The organism is Nonomuraea deserti (assembly GCF_004348685.1).
In the GTDB taxonomy this organism is placed as follows: Bacteria; Actinomycetota; Actinomycetes; order Streptosporangiales; family Streptosporangiaceae; genus Nonomuraea; species Nonomuraea deserti.
In genome coordinates this window covers 53,750-66,968 of the sequence record NZ_SMKO01000011.1, presented here as the reverse complement: position 1 = coordinate 66,968, position 13,219 = coordinate 53,750, and the positions used below count along the sequence as shown (strand labels likewise).

Below are 13,219 nucleotides of genomic sequence, written 5' to 3'. Positions count from 1 at the left end.
AAGACATGTCCACCCTAGAGATCCGTGACCTGAAGGTCGCCGTCGAGGACAAGGAAATCCTGCGCGGCGTCAACCTGACCGTGAAGTCCGGCGAGACCCACGCCATCATGGGCCCCAACGGCTCGGGCAAGTCGACGCTCGCGTACGCGATCGCCGGTCACCCGAAATACACCATCACCGGCGGCGAGGTGCTGCTCGACGGCGTCGACCTGCTGGAGCTGTCGGTCGACGAGCGGGCCCGCGCCGGCCTGTTCCTGGCCATGCAGTATCCCGTCGAGGTCCCCGGCGTGTCGGTCTCCAACTTCCTGCGCTCGGCGGTCACCGCCGTCCAGGGCGAGGCGCCCAAGCTGCGCCAGTTCGCCAAGGACCTGAAGACCGGCATGGACGCGCTGGCCATCGACGCCGCCTTCGCCCAGCGCAACCTCAACGAGGGCTTCTCCGGCGGCGAGAAGAAGCGCCACGAGATCCTCCAGCTCGAGCTGCTCAAGCCGAAGATCGCGGTGCTCGACGAGACCGACTCCGGCCTCGACGTCGACGCGCTGCGCGTGGTGTCGGAGGGCATCAACCGCTTCCGCGCCACCGGCGAGACCGGCGTGCTGCTGATCACCCACTACACGCGCATCCTGCGGTACGTGAAGCCCGACTTCGTGCACGTCTTCGCGGCCGGCAGGATCGTCGAAGAGGGCGGCCCCGAGCTGGCCGACAAGCTCGAGTCGGAGGGCTACGAGCAGTACACGAAGGCGTCTGCATGACATACGACGGCTTTGACGTGGAGAAGATCAGGAAGGACTTCCCGGTCTTCTCCCGCGAGCTGCCCGACGGGCGACCGCTCGTCTACCTCGACTCGGGCAACTCCTCGCAGAAGCCCAACCAGGTCATCGAGACCATGCGCGACCACTTCGCGCTCCACTACAGCAACGTCGGCCGGGCGATGCACGTGCTGGGCGCGGAGTCGACCGACGCCTACGAGAACGCCCGTGACAAGGTCGCGGGCTTCATCGGGGCGCCCTCGCGTGACGAGGTGGTCTTCACCAAGAACGCCTCAGAGGCGCTCAACCTGGTCGCCTACTCCTTCGGCAACCCCGCCTCCACCGATCCACGGTTCACGCTCGGCCCCGGCGACGAGATCGTCATCTCCGAGATGGAACACCACTCCAACATCGTGCCGTGGCAGCTGCTCGTGCAGCGCACCGGTGCGACGCTGAAGTGGTTCGGGGTCACCGGCGACGGGCGGCTCGACTACGACCCCGGCCTCATCACCGAGCGGACGAAGATCGTCTCGATCGCCCACCAGTCCAACGTGCTCGGCACCGTCAACCCGGTCGCCGCCGTGGCCGCGCGGGCCCACGAGGTGGGCGCGCTCGTCCTGCTCGACGCCTCCCAGTCCGTGCCGCACCACCCGGTGGACGTGGCCGGGCTCGGCGCCGACCTCGTGGCCTTCACCGGTCACAAGATGGTCGGCCCCTCGGGCATCGGCGTGCTGTGGGGCAGGGCCGAGGTGCTCGAGGCGATGCCGCCGTTCCTGGGCGGCGGCGAGATGATCGAGGCGGTCTGGATGGACCGCTCGACGTACGCGCCCATCCCGCACAAGTTCGAGGCGGGCACGCCGCCGATCGTCGAGGCCATCGGGCTCGGCGCGGCCGTCGACTACCTCACCGGCGTCGGCATGGAGGCCGTGGAGGCCCACGAGCGCACGCTGACGGCCTACGCGCTCGACGCCCTGCGCGAGGTGCCCGGCCTGCGCCTCATCGGTCCTGACACGCTAGAGGAGCGCGGCGGCACGCTGTCGTTCACGCTGGAGGGCATCCACCCGCACGACGTGGGGCAGATTCTCGACGACCAGTTCGGCGTCGCCGTACGCGTGGGGCACCACTGCGCGCGCCCCCTGCACCTGCGCTTCGGAATACCGGCGACCACGCGGGCGTCGTTCTATCTGTACAACACCACGGGCGAGATCGACGCCCTGGTGCGTGGCCTCCATCACGTTCAGAAGGTGTTCGCATAGCCATGATCGGCGAGTCGATGTACCAGGAGCTGATCCTGGAACACTACAAGCACCCGCAGGGGCGGGGGCTGCGCGAGCCGTACGACGCCGAGGTTCACCACGTGAACCCGACGTGCGGCGACGAGATCACGCTCAGGGTCAAGGTGGGCGACGCCGGCAAGATCCTCGATGTCTCCTACGACGGCCAGGGCTGTTCGATCAGCCAGGCGGCCGCGTCAGTGCTGCACGAGCTGGCCACCGGCTCGACGGTCGAGGAGACGCTCTCCGTGGTCGACGAGTTCACCCGGCTCATGCAGGGCAGGGGCAAGGTGGAGGCCGACGAGGAGGTGCTCGGCGACGCGGTCGCGTTCGCGGGTGTCGCCAAATTCCCGGCCCGGGTGAAATGTGCGTTGCTTTCCTGGATGGCCTACAAAGACGCTGTAGTGAGGAGCGCTGCCACGTGAGTGAGCGATTCGAAGGCATGATGCGACACGGCGGTGCACTCACGCCGGCGGAGGAGGTGTCATGAGCAAGCCAGTGGAGACCCCGACCGGCTTCGACGGTGACACGAGCGTCGACGAGGTCATGGAGGCGCTCAAGGACGTCGTCGACCCCGAGCTCGGCATCAACGTGGTCGATCTGGGCCTCGTCTACGGGCTCAATCTCGATCCGTCCGACGGCGGGCAGCCGGTGGCGACCATCGACATGACGCTGACCAGCGCGGCCTGCCCCCTGACCGACGTCATCGAGGACCAGGCCCACTCCGCGCTGGACGGCATGGTCTCCGATGTCAAGATCAACTGGGTCTGGTTGCCGCCATGGGGGCCTGACAAGATCACCGACGAAGGTCGTGAGCAACTGCGTATGCTAGGCTTTAACGTCTGATCTTTTCTGCTGTAACGGCTGGCGTAAAGCGTCGGCCGTTTCGGTGTGTGCCAGAGCGGGTTTTGGAAGGTCCGGACCCATCCGGGGAATATCCGATAACATCCCGGCGTTGGCACCAAACGCACCCGACGCCTCATTGCGCGTCTAGCGCCGCCTGCGGCCGGTGCCCCGGTGTGTCCCCCTCATTCTCGACCCGCCCCGACGGCGGGTGCCCTTGAACGTGTACGGCCAGCGCCGTACGTCCCGGCTCGTCCTTTCGCAGAAGTGACGCGCCACTTCGACGGAAAGGCACGACTTTCGTGACCATGCTTGACGCTGTCATGCCCGAGCTCGACGAGACCGCTCCCGAGCCAGGCCCCTCCGAGTTCGAGCTCCTCGGCCTGCCGAAGCCGCTCGTCAACGGGCTGGCCAAGCTGGGCTTCGACAGCCCCTTCCCCATCCAGAGCGCGACGATCCCCGACGTGCTCGCCGGCCACGACGTGCTCGGCCGGGGCCAGACCGGCTCCGGCAAGACGCTCGCCTTCGGCCTGCCCACCATGGCCCGCATCGCGGGCGTGCGGCCCGCCCCCGGCCGGCCCAAGGCCATGATCCTCGTGCCGACCCGCGAGCTCGCGCTCCAGGTGCACGACGCCCTCGAACCTCTCGGCCGCGGCCTCGGGCTGCGGATGAAGGTCATCGTCGGCGGCATGTCCATGGGCAAGCAGATCGAGGCGCTGCGGCGCGGCGTCGACGTCGTCATCGCCACCCCCGGCCGCCTGGGCGACCTGATCAGGCAGGGTGAGTGCTCCCTGTCCGAGGTCGAGGTCAGCGTCCTCGACGAGGCCGACCACATGTGCGACCTCGGCTTCTTCCCCGTCGTGACCGAGCTGCTCGCGCAGACGCCGGCCGACGGGCAGCGGCTGCTGTTCTCCGCCACGCTCGACGGCGACGTCGACAAACTCGTGCGGCGCTTCCTGAAGGACCCGATCACCCACTCCGTGGCACCCGCGACCTCTCCGGTCGACACCATGGAGCACCACGTGATGCAGGTCACGCGCGACGACAAGTTCGACGTCACGGCCGCGATCGCCAATCGCGAGGGCCGTACGATCATCTTCGTCCGCACCCAGCACGGCGTCGACCGGCTCTGCAAGCAGCTGGCCAGGGTCGGCGTCAAGGCGGGCGGCCTGCACGGCGGCAAGCGCCAGAACCAGCGCACCCGCATCCTCGCCGAGTTCCGCGAGGGCTCCATCGGCGTGCTCGTCTGCACCGACGTCGCGGCGCGGGGCATCCACGTCGACAACATCAGCCTCGTGCTGCACGTCGACCCGCCGCAGGACCACAAGAGCTACCTGCACCGGGGCGGCCGTACGGCCCGCGCCGGCGAGAAGGGCACCGTGGTCACGCTGGTGCTGCCCAACGAGCGGCGCTCGACCGACGCGCTCACCCGGCGCGCCGGCATCCACCCGTTCCGCCTGAAGGTCACGCCGAGCCACCCCAGGCTCGCCGAGGTCGCCGGGGCCCGCACGCCGAGCGGTGAGGCCGTCCCCGTCTGGGAGCCCGACGTGCGCAAGCCGCTGCGGCCCCGCCGCGACGGCGGCCACAACGGCTCCGAGCGCCGCGGCCGCCGCCCGCGCCGCGACTTCGACGGTGACCGGCGTCCGCGCCGCCACGACGAGGGCGGCGAGCGGCCGTTCGCGTCGGGTGACGATCGCCCCCGCAGGGAGTTCGACGGTGACCGGCGTCCGCGCCGGCACGCCGAGGGCGAGCGTCCCTTCGGCCGCGGCCAGGAGCCCCGTGACGGCAGGCCGCGCGGCGGCTACCGCTCCGACGACCGCCCCTTCCGCCAGGACGACCGCGGCCAGCGGGGCGGGTTCCGCTCCGACGACCGCGGGCCGCGCTACGCCTCCGACCGCGGCCGCCCGTTCTCGGCCGACCGCGAACGCGGCTACCGCTCCGACGAGCGCGGGCCGCGTGACGGCTACCGCTCGGGCGGCGGGCGCCCGGACGAGCGCGGGCCGCGTGACGGCTACCGCTCGGGTGAGCGCGGCAAGGGCGGCGGCTACCGCAGCAACTCCGGTCGCTACGAGCGCTGACGCCCCTCCGTCCGTGATTCCGGCGCTGCCCGCCGCACCTGACCATGGTGCGGCGGGCAGCGCCGTTTCAGCCCTTCAGGCCGCTCAGCGCGATGCCGCGGGTGAAGTACCGCTGGAAGACCAGGAAGAAGACGATCGTCGGAACCGACGCGAGCAGCCCGCCCGCCATGATGGCGCCCTGGTGGTCGGGCCCGGCGAAGTAGGAGTTGAGCCTGGCCAGCGCGACCGGCAGGTTGGCCATCTCGTCGCTCTGCACGATGATGAGCGGCCAGAGGAAGTTGTTCCACTCCGCGAGGACGATGAAGATCGACATCGCGGCGAGCGCCGGCCGCAGCAGCGGCAGCACGATCCGCCACCAGATCCGCCACTCCCCGGCGCCGTCCACCCGGGCGGCCTGGATCAGCTCGTTCGGCAACGACTGCAGAAACTGCACGAGGAAGAAGAGCACGAACGCCTTGGCCAGCGCCGGGACGATGTACGCGGCGTAGCTGTCCAGCCACCCCAGGTTCCGCATGATCACGTAGTTGGGGATCAGCGTGGTCTGCCAGGGCACCATCATCGACGCGATGATCATCAGGAAGATGACCCGGCGGCCCCTGATGTCGTGCTTGGCGATCACGTACGCGGCCAGCGAGCAGATCAGCAGCGAGCCGGCCGTGATGGTCGTGGTGATGAGCAGGCTGTTGAACAGGAAGCGCCAGAACCCGAAGTCCACCTGGAAACGCTGGAAGATGCCCTGCAGGTGGCCGGGGTTGACCCCTTGGGCGGTCCACCCGGGGTCGTAGAAGTTGGCGAACGTCGGCGACCGCGGCACGAACGACGGCGGCGTCCTGGCCAGCTCGGACGGCGGCTTGAACACCGTGATGAGCAGCCAGTAGAACGGCGCCACCATCGTCAGCGCCAGCAGGTAGAACGGCAGGCGCAGCAGGTGCCCGTTGATCCGTGAGCGCCTGCCCGCGCCGGTCTCCGCCCTGCGCGGCGGCCGCCGGACCGGGGCGACGGTGTCCATCGGGGCGACGGCCATCACAGCTCCTTCATGGCGCGGCCCACGCGCAGGTTGACGAGGCTCAGCACGAAGATGACCAGGAAGAGCACCCAGGCGATCGCCGAGGCGTAGCCCAGCCTGAAGTGGGTGAACCCCTGGTCGTAGAGGTAGGGGACGATCATCAGGCCCGAGTCGAGCACGCCGCCGACGTTGTTGGCGCCCGTCTGGAAGACGATGTAGACGGCCTCGAACACCTGGAAGGCGCCGATCAGGCCGGTCACCACCACATAGGTGGTGACCGGGCGCAGCAGCGGCAGCGTGATGTGCCGGAACTGCCGCCAGGTGGACGCGCCGTCGATCCTGGCGGCCTCGTAGTACTCGTGGGGGATCGCGCCGAGGCCGGCGACGTACAGCACCATGCCGTAGCCCATGCCGCCCCATACCGACATCAGCACCAGGATCGGGATCGCCAGGCCCGGTGTGGCCAGCCAGGCGACGGCCTGGCCGCCGAACCAGCTCACGATCGTGTTGCCCAGGCCCACGTCGCTGGGGAAGAACACCCACTTCCACATCAGCATGAGCGCGATGGAGGAGGTCACCGAGGGCAGGAAGAACACCGTACGCATGATCCGGTGGGGCCAGCCGGTGCCGCTGAACGCGAGCGCCAGGCCCAGCGAGAGCAGCGTGCCGAGCACGACCGACGCCACCACGTACAGGCCCGTGTTGCTCAGCGCGTGGTGGAACCTGGTGTCCTCCGCCAGCAGCCGGAAGTTGTCCAGGCCGGTGAACGCCGCGGGGTTGATCCCGTCGAACGTGGTGAAGCTCAGGTAGAGCGAGTTGGCCAGCGGCCAGATCAGGAACCCCGCGAACAACGCGAGGAACGGCAGGAGCATCGCGTACGAGGTGCCGTAGCGGCGTAGCCTGCGGCTCAGGGGGACGGGGGAGGCCATGTCGAACTCCTGGATCTCGTGGATCTCCTGGATTCCCGGGAACGAGGGCAGGCCGGGACCGGCCGGCGCCCGGTCCCGGAAGGCGGTTACCGGGCGTTGCGCTCCATGACCTCGGCGGCCTCCGCCAGCGCGGTCCTGACGTCCGCCTTGCCCAGGATCACCGACTGGAGTTGCTTGGCCACGTCCGACGCGCTCTCGTCCCAGCCCGGGCAGCCGGGCGCGGCCTTGCCCGTCCTGATCGCCGACTCGAAGACCTGAGCCTGCTCGGGTGTGAACACCGAGCCGTCCACGATCTTGTCGGGTCGCGGCGGGATGTAGGAGATGTTCCGCTTCTTGGCCTCGTCCGAGATCGCGGCGATGGCCTCGTCGCTGTACAGGAACGTGACGAAGTCCGCGGCGGTCCTGATGTGCTTGCTGAAGGAGGTCACGCCGATCGCCCTGCCGCCGATGAACGTGGTCGGCCCCGCGGGGCCCGCCGGCAGCGTGGCCATCGCCCACTTGCCCTTGAGCTTCGGCTTGTTGAGGTCGATGCCCTTGGCGATCCAGTTGCCCGCCACCACCATCGCCGTGCCGGTGTCCAGGGCGTCGGAGCCCTCCACGGTGGCGGTGGGCGCGCCGTGCTCGCGGTAGAGGTCCACCCAGTACTTCAGCGCCCGCTCGGCCTGCGGGGTGTCGAGCGAGGGCTTGCAGTCGGAGGTGTAGAACGAGCCGCCCGCCTGGTAGAGGTAGTTGAAGTAGCCGATCCAGTCCAGGTTGCCCCAGTCCTGGCTGTAGGGCTTCTTCACCCCGGCCGCCTTGAGCCTGTCGATCGCCTCGGGCAGCTCCTCCCATGTCCTGGGCGGCTCGACGTCGGCCTTCTCCAGCAGGTCGGTGCGGTAGTAGAGGGTCATGGTCGACATGTCCAGCGGCACGCCGAACACGGAGCCGTCGGGCGAGACGGCCGACTCCCACTGGGCGGGCAGCGCCTGCGCCTTGAGCGCGTCGCCGCCGTGCTTGCGCAGGTCCACCATGGCGCCCCTGGCGCCGAACTGGATGGTCCAGGTCATGCCGCCGGAGATGATGTCGGGACCGCTGCGGCTGGTGGCCGCCGCCAGCAGTTTGGCGTACGCGTCGCTCCAGGCCAGGGTCTGCACCTTGATGGTCACGTTCGGATGCTTCTGGTGGTAGAGATCGGCCGCCTTCTGGAAGGTCGCGGTCTCGTCGTCCCCGCCGGTGGACCAGAAGGACAGGGTGGCGGGGGCGTTCTGGGCGGCCTGCTCGGTCTGGGTCTGGCCGCTCGTGGCGCAGGCCGCGCTCAGAACCGCCAGCAGGATCGTGCTGCACGCTGCCATCGTTCGTCGCATGGGCAATCCGATCTATCGGTCGGAGGGGCTCCGGAGCTCCCGCTGAGGGCGTGCGGATGTGCGTGGAGCCGGTGCCCGCCTACTGCTGCTGGGATCTCATCACTTAAACGGGTAAGTGACAATAGGCAGGCCCGATGGCTCGTAGGGCGGTTGGACAAGGTGCTGATCCTTGACAACGATGTCTGAAACTTTCATCGTGCGCTGCTTTCTCGGTTCACCGCCTGACGGTCTCTCCCCGCCCGCTGCCCGGACCGGGGCCTCGCGTGCCGCTCACTGAGCTTGGGGTAAAGTGCGGTGAATCGTCCGATGTGTCCCCCGTCCGTCGGCCGAGGCGTCCCGCGTGGCGGACACCGGGCAGCGCCAGTGCCTGGCGCAGACTAGGCTTGACAGGCACGTCAGCCAATCGACGAGAGAGACCAATGAAGACCTTCGAAGAGCTGTTCGCCGAGCTGTCAGAGAAAGCCGCCACCCGGCCCGCGGGCTCGGGCACCGTGGCCGCGCTCGACGCCGGCGTCCATGCCATCGGCAAGAAGGTCGTCGAGGAGGCCGCCGAGAGCTGGATGGCCGCCGAGCACGAGTCGGACGACAGAGCCGCCGAGGAGATCTCACAACTGCTCTACCACGTGCAGGTGCTCATGATCGCCAAGGGCATCGGGCTCGACCAGGTCTACAAGCATCTCTAGGGCGCGACGCGCCCGTCACCGGCAAGCCCTGGAGAAGCGACAGAGACAACAAAGGACCTGACATGCTGCGTCTGGCAGTACCCAACAAGGGCGCCCTCAGCGAGGCCGCCCAGAGCATGCTCAAAGAGGCCGGCTACCGGCCGCGCAGGGACAGCAAGGAGCTCGTCGTGGTCGACGAGGCCAGCGGCTGCGAGCTGTTCTTCCTGCGCCCCCGCGACATCGCCGTCTACGTCGGCGAGGGCACCCTCGACGCCGGCATCACCGGCCGCGACATGCTGATCGACTCGGGCGCCCCGGTCGAGGAGATCATGCCGCTCGGTTTCGGCGGCTCCACCTTCCGGCTGGCCGCCATGGCGGGCACGATGGCGTCGGTCAAAGACCTCGACGGCCGGCGCATCGCCACCTCCTACACGGGGCTGCTCGACAAATACCTCTCCGACCAGGGCGTCGACGCACGCGTGATCAAACTCGACGGCGCCGTCGAGACCGCGATCCGGCTGGGCGTGGCCGACGCCGTCGCCGACGTCGTCGAGACCGGCACCACGCTGCGCAACGTCGGCCTCGAGGTGTTCGGCGAGCCGATCATGCGCTCGGAAGGCGTGCTGATCAAGCAGCAGAGCGCGCCGGAGACGCAGGGCCTCGACCAGCTCGTACGCCGCCTCCAGGGCGTCGTGCACGCCCGCGACTTCGTCATGATGGACTACGACATCCGCGCCGAGCGCATCGAGGAGGCCATCGCCCTCACGCCCGGCATGGAGGGGCCCACGGTCTCCCCGCTGCACCGCGAGGGGTGGGTGGCCGTGCGCGCGATGGTCCGGCGCAAGGGCCACCAGCAGGTGATGGACCAGCTCTGGGACATCGGCGCGCGGGCCATCCTGGTCACCGACATCTACGCCTGCCGCCTCTGACACTTCTGGCATGGCACGTGCCGCACGCCTGCCGCCTCTGACACTCCCCGGCACGGGACGTGCCGGGGAGACCCTGTCGTGCCCGCTCGGATCCCCAGGAAGGGGACGGCGGGGTTCTGTCGGGGTACGGCGCCCTGGTCGTCGCGGACCGCGAACATCGGTCGGCGGCGAAAGGCCGGCACCGACGTATGATGGCCGGGCGCGGCGTCCGGGAGGGCCGGGGTGCCGCCGGTGAAGGCCGCGTACCAGCCCGACCCGCGGGAGGTCGTCAGCTTCTGGCCGACGTGACCTGCCTGATCAGGTCGGAGACGCGGACGATGCCCAGGCAGCGGTTGAGCTCGTCGGTCACCACCAGGTCGTCGTAGACGCGGGCCGCGTCCCTGCCCGCCGCCTGCATGGCCGCGACCGCAGGGGTCGTCCGCGGGACCGTGCGCGGCGGGTCGGCCAGCCGCCGCGCCGGCTTCGCGCCGTGCAGGGCGTGCCCGTAGCGGGCGGCGAACGACAGCAGGAACCGGCTGCGGTCCAGGCTGCCCATGGGCCGCTGGAACTCGTCCACCAGGATCACGCTGGTGATCGTCGGCTCGTGCCCGAACGCAGCCACCGCCTCCTCCGCCCTCGCCGCCTCCGGCAGCGTCACGGCCGGGATCAGCAGTTCCTGCACGCGCGGGCCGAGCATCACCGTGGCGGGCGACTCGTCGGCGACGGGCAGCGGCACTCGCACCTCGCCGTCGGGGCCGGGGGCGAGCAGGGGCCCGTGCGCGAGGCGCACGCCGAGGCCGCGGACCACCGCCACCTGCGGCTCGCGCTCGACGCCCGGGGCCAGGACGTGCGCGCCGATGCCACGGGCCAGCGACACCACCGCCCGCGCCACCGCGATCGCCCGGTGGTCGGCGGGGATGCGCGCCACCAGCTCGGGACTGAGGGCCAGCAGGTACGGCGACGACTCCGAGACCAGGTCGAGCGCCGCGCCGCCGGTGCCGACGTCCGCGAAGCCGAGCAGGTAACCGATCGTGCGCGTGCCGTCCAGCCCTGCCCTGAGCAGCGGCCGGTCCTGCTCGTGGACCGCTCCGGTGAGCAGCAGGATCGCCTCGCGCGGGTGTCTGCCCGCGCTCCTGAGCGCCTCGTGCAGGGGAGCCAGCGCGCCCGCGCCCGACAGCACCACCCGGATGGGCAGTTCGAGCACCATGGGCAGCGGGGCCGCGCGGAGGACGCCGGCGGAGTCGACGACGGCCGGGTGCGCGATGACGGCCCCGGTGTCGAGATCCACCATGGGGCTGGTGAGCAGGGAGGACACGTACAGATGGTGCTGGAGGCACATCCGCCGCAGAAGTCCCGCGATGCAAAGTTAACCGACATTTCCGCTTGGGTTCTCACCCGTCCTGATCACGATGCCGTCGGCCGGCCTTCCGGCCCCGTGGGCGTGTGTCCGGTGGCGTGGGCTGGCCTTGGGTCCGTGGGCGTGTGTCCGGTGGCGTGGGCTGGCCTTGGGTCCGTGGGCGTGTGTCCGGTGGCGTGGGGTGGCTTTCGGAGCGTGGGCGTGTGTCCCGTCGCGATCGCGTGGGCTAGCCTTCCGACCATGAGCGCGCGTCCGGCCGGTGGCGGCGGCCGGTGGGTGACCGTGCCGCCGGAGCGCCTGCACCCGTGGATCGACGGGTTCGCCGGCCGCCACGGACCCTTCTCCCCCTCGGGGGACGGCCGGGTGGTCCGGCTGCTCGCCGCCGACGGCGCGCTGGCCGAGCTGCACGTGCCCTTCCCGCCCATGTCGCCACCGGGGCCGCCGCACGTCACCCGGCTGGTCGCCCACGCGTCGGCGGAGCGGCGGGTGGGAGTGTTCCTGGTGCGGCTCGGCGGGTACGCCGCCGGTGTCTTCCACGGCTCCGCCCTGGTCGCCTCGAAGGTGGGGTCACGGCTGGTGCAGGGGCGCACGGCGGCAGGGGGATGGTCCCAGCAGCGCTACGCCCGCAGGCGGCGTAAGCAGGCGGCCGAGGCGTTCGACGATGCGGTGGCCACGGCGGTGCGGGTGCTCTCGCCGCACCTGCCGGAGCTGGACGCGGTGGTGCTCGGAGGGGACCGGCGGGCGGGCGGCGCCCTGCGGCACGACCGGCGGCTCGCGCCCCTGCTGGCCCTGGAGACCGAGCCGTTCCTGGTGGTGCCCGACCCCAAGCTGGCGGTGCTGAAGGACACTCCGCCCACGTTCCGCGCGGTCCGTGTCCGCGTGGTCGACCCGCCCTGAGCCGCCACGCTCGACCGTGCGGGTCCGCCGTTCCGGTCCGTGTCCGCGTGGTCGACCCGCCCTGATCCGTCGTGCTCGACCGTGCGGGTCCGCCGTTCCCCGCGGGTGGGCGTCCGCGGGTTCTGCCCGCTCTGACCCACGGCGCGTCCAACCGTGCGGGTACGCCGCTCGGTACGAGGGCGGCGGGGTGTGGTTCGTCGCACCGGCGTCGGGAAGGCGCCGAGCGCAGCGATGCGGCACCGGCGCTGACCGGGTGGTGGGAAGGGGAGGGCGCTGACCGGGTGGTGGGAAGGGGAGGAGGTCAGGCCGTGTCGAAGGCGTGGGCGTGCTCGGAGAGGAAGGTGGACAGGGTGCGGGGCGGGCGGCCGGCGAGGTCCTCGACGGTCGTCGTTGTCGTCGCCCAGCGGCCGTCGCCCGTCTCGGCCATCAGGGCGGCCAGGTCGCCGGCCAGCGGCTGGGTGAGGCCCTGACGCTCCAGATGCGCGGTCATCTCCGGGACCGGCAGATCCACGTAGCGGACCGGGCGCCCGAGGACGGCGCTGATCAGCTCGGCGATCCGGTGGTGCGACAGCGACTCCGGGCCGGTGAGGACGTGGTCGCCGTCCGCCCCCACCGGGCGGGTCAGCAGGGCGGCCGCCACCTCGGCGATGTCCCTCGTGTCGATGTAGTTGACCGGACCGGGTCCGTACGAGCCGTAGAAGCGGCCGTCCCGGACCTCGCGCGGCAGGTTCTGCATGAAGCCGGTCGGCTGGAGGATGGACCAGGGCACGCCCGAGGCCCTCAGGTGGGCGTCGACCTCCCCGTGCATGCCGCCGCCCAGCTTCGCGCCGGGTGCGGCGCCCCGTACGGACACGGTCACCACCTGCGCCACGCCCGCGCGGGCGGCCAGGTCGATCACCGCTCGGTGGGCGCCGGTGAAGCCCGGCCAGAGCGAGCTGTTGAGGAACAGGCGGTCGCCCGGCGAGAGCAGCCGGCCGATCGTCCCCGGCTCGTCGAAGTCGCCGAGCGCGTGGTCGCAGCCCAGGTGGGCGGCGGGCCGCCGGACCACGGCGCGCACGTCGTGCCCGCCCGAGCTCGTCAGCCGCTGGATGAGCGCCCGTCCGATGGAGCCGGTGGCCCCGGTCACCACGATCACCATGTCCTCCGCTAAGTGGAACAAGATATTCCGGTTAC

At 70.5% G+C, this 13,219-nt stretch carries 13 protein-coding genes; 8 read left to right on the top strand and 5 right to left on the bottom strand.

Annotated elements, in window-relative coordinates; all coding sequences use genetic code 11:
* The first annotated feature begins 5 nt into the window (after window positions 1-5).
* The 5 genes from sufC (at window position 6) to E1292_RS07185 (ending at window position 4,944) form a co-directional block, all read left to right on the top strand.
* On the top strand, window positions 6-752 hold the full coding sequence (sufC, locus tag E1292_RS07205) for a Fe-S cluster assembly ATPase SufC (protein WP_132593294.1): 747 nt from the start codon (window positions 6-8) through the stop codon (window positions 750-752).
* Complete coding sequence (locus tag E1292_RS07200; protein WP_132593292.1) at window positions 749-2,005, top strand: cysteine desulfurase; 1,257 nt, start codon at window positions 749-751, stop codon at window positions 2,003-2,005. The genes sufC and E1292_RS07200 overlap by 4 nt, the downstream gene beginning before the upstream one ends.
* Before the next feature lie 2 nt (window positions 2,006-2,007).
* Window positions 2,008-2,448: a Fe-S cluster assembly sulfur transfer protein SufU gene (sufU, locus tag E1292_RS07195; protein ID WP_132333233.1), complete on the top strand. Its 441-nt coding sequence runs from the start codon at window positions 2,008-2,010 to the stop codon at window positions 2,446-2,448.
* Window positions 2,449-2,509: 61 nt separating this feature from the next.
* Window positions 2,510-2,869 (top strand): metal-sulfur cluster assembly factor, encoded by a 360-nt coding sequence (locus E1292_RS07190; RefSeq protein ID WP_132593290.1) that lies wholly within the window; start codon window positions 2,510-2,512, stop codon window positions 2,867-2,869.
* Between the two features lie 305 nt (window positions 2,870-3,174).
* Window positions 3,175-4,944 carry a DEAD/DEAH box helicase gene (locus tag E1292_RS07185; protein WP_132593288.1) on the top strand — a complete coding sequence of 590 codons (1,770 nt, stop codon included), beginning with the start codon at window positions 3,175-3,177 and terminating at the stop codon, window positions 4,942-4,944.
* A 67-nt stretch (window positions 4,945-5,011) separates the two neighbouring features.
* Here E1292_RS07185 and E1292_RS07180 read toward each other — a convergent pair whose 3' ends face one another.
* The 3 genes from E1292_RS07180 to E1292_RS07170 all read right to left on the bottom strand — a co-directional run bounded on the left by E1292_RS07180 (window position 5,012) and on the right by E1292_RS07170 (window position 8,222).
* Window positions 5,012-5,968: a carbohydrate ABC transporter permease gene (locus tag E1292_RS07180; RefSeq protein ID WP_132593286.1), complete on the bottom strand. Its 957-nt coding sequence runs from the start codon at window positions 5,966-5,968 to the stop codon at window positions 5,012-5,014.
* On the bottom strand, window positions 5,968-6,879 hold the full coding sequence (locus E1292_RS07175) for a carbohydrate ABC transporter permease (RefSeq protein ID WP_132593284.1): 912 nt from the start codon (window positions 6,877-6,879) through the stop codon (window positions 5,968-5,970). Before E1292_RS07175 ends, E1292_RS07180 begins: the two co-directional genes overlap by 1 nt.
* Window positions 6,880-6,965: 86 nt before the next feature.
* Window positions 6,966-8,222 (bottom strand): extracellular solute-binding protein, encoded by a 1,257-nt coding sequence (locus E1292_RS07170; RefSeq protein ID WP_132593282.1) that lies wholly within the window; start codon window positions 8,220-8,222, stop codon window positions 6,966-6,968.
* A gap of 419 nt (window positions 8,223-8,641) precedes the next feature.
* Here E1292_RS07170 and E1292_RS07165 point away from each other — a divergent pair, with 419 nt between their 5' ends.
* Window positions 8,642-8,905 carry a phosphoribosyl-ATP diphosphatase gene (locus E1292_RS07165; protein ID WP_132593280.1) on the top strand — a complete coding sequence of 88 codons (264 nt, stop codon included), beginning with the start codon at window positions 8,642-8,644 and terminating at the stop codon, window positions 8,903-8,905.
* 62 nt (window positions 8,906-8,967) lie between these two features.
* Window positions 8,968-9,813 carry an ATP phosphoribosyltransferase gene (hisG, locus tag E1292_RS07160; protein ID WP_132593278.1) on the top strand — a complete coding sequence of 282 codons (846 nt, stop codon included), beginning with the start codon at window positions 8,968-8,970 and terminating at the stop codon, window positions 9,811-9,813.
* A 268-nt stretch (window positions 9,814-10,081) separates the two neighbouring features.
* On the opposite strand, the gene E1292_RS07155 is transcribed toward hisG, so the two are convergent.
* Window positions 10,082-11,107: an EAL domain-containing protein gene (locus E1292_RS07155; protein ID WP_246089972.1), complete on the bottom strand. Its 1,026-nt coding sequence runs from the start codon at window positions 11,105-11,107 to the stop codon at window positions 10,082-10,084.
* A gap of 282 nt (window positions 11,108-11,389) precedes the next feature.
* On the opposite strand from E1292_RS07155, the gene E1292_RS07150 reads away from it, so the two are divergent.
* Complete coding sequence (locus E1292_RS07150) at window positions 11,390-12,046, top strand: acVLRF1 family peptidyl-tRNA hydrolase (RefSeq protein WP_132593274.1); 657 nt, start codon at window positions 11,390-11,392, stop codon at window positions 12,044-12,046.
* A 301-nt stretch (window positions 12,047-12,347) separates the two neighbouring features.
* On the opposite strand, the gene E1292_RS07145 is transcribed toward E1292_RS07150, so the two are convergent.
* The gene (locus E1292_RS07145; RefSeq protein ID WP_246089971.1) at window positions 12,348-13,205 is read right to left on the bottom strand and encodes an NAD(P)H-binding protein; all 858 of its coding nucleotides are present in this window, start codon (window positions 13,203-13,205) and stop codon (window positions 12,348-12,350) included.
* Window positions 13,206-13,219: the final 14 nt, after the last annotated feature.

What these genes read in the sequence shown, in the direction of transcription:
- E1292_RS07170 (WP_132593282.1), bottom strand. Translation starts at nt 8,222, where the DNA reads ATGCGACGAACGATGGCAGCGTGCAGCACGATCCTGCTGGCGGTTCTG.
- E1292_RS07150 (WP_132593274.1), top strand. Translation starts at nt 11,390, where the DNA reads ATGAGCGCGCGTCCGGCCGGTGGCGGCGGCCGGTGGGTGACCGTGCCG.
- E1292_RS07190 (WP_132593290.1), top strand. Translation starts at nt 2,510, where the DNA reads ATGAGCAAGCCAGTGGAGACCCCGACCGGCTTCGACGGTGACACGAGC.
- sufU (WP_132333233.1), top strand. Translation starts at nt 2,008, where the DNA reads ATGATCGGCGAGTCGATGTACCAGGAGCTGATCCTGGAACACTACAAG.
- sufC (WP_132593294.1), top strand. Translation starts at nt 6, where the DNA reads ATGTCCACCCTAGAGATCCGTGACCTGAAGGTCGCCGTCGAGGACAAG.
- E1292_RS07175 (WP_132593284.1), bottom strand. Translation starts at nt 6,879, where the DNA reads ATGGCCTCCCCCGTCCCCCTGAGCCGCAGGCTACGCCGCTACGGCACC.
- hisG (WP_132593278.1), top strand. Translation starts at nt 8,968, where the DNA reads ATGCTGCGTCTGGCAGTACCCAACAAGGGCGCCCTCAGCGAGGCCGCC.
- E1292_RS07165 (WP_132593280.1), top strand. Translation starts at nt 8,642, where the DNA reads ATGAAGACCTTCGAAGAGCTGTTCGCCGAGCTGTCAGAGAAAGCCGCC.
- E1292_RS07185 (WP_132593288.1), top strand. Translation starts at nt 3,175, where the DNA reads ATGCTTGACGCTGTCATGCCCGAGCTCGACGAGACCGCTCCCGAGCCA.
- E1292_RS07180 (WP_132593286.1), bottom strand. Translation starts at nt 5,968, where the DNA reads ATGGCCGTCGCCCCGATGGACACCGTCGCCCCGGTCCGGCGGCCGCCG.
- E1292_RS07200 (WP_132593292.1), top strand. Translation starts at nt 749, where the DNA reads ATGACATACGACGGCTTTGACGTGGAGAAGATCAGGAAGGACTTCCCG.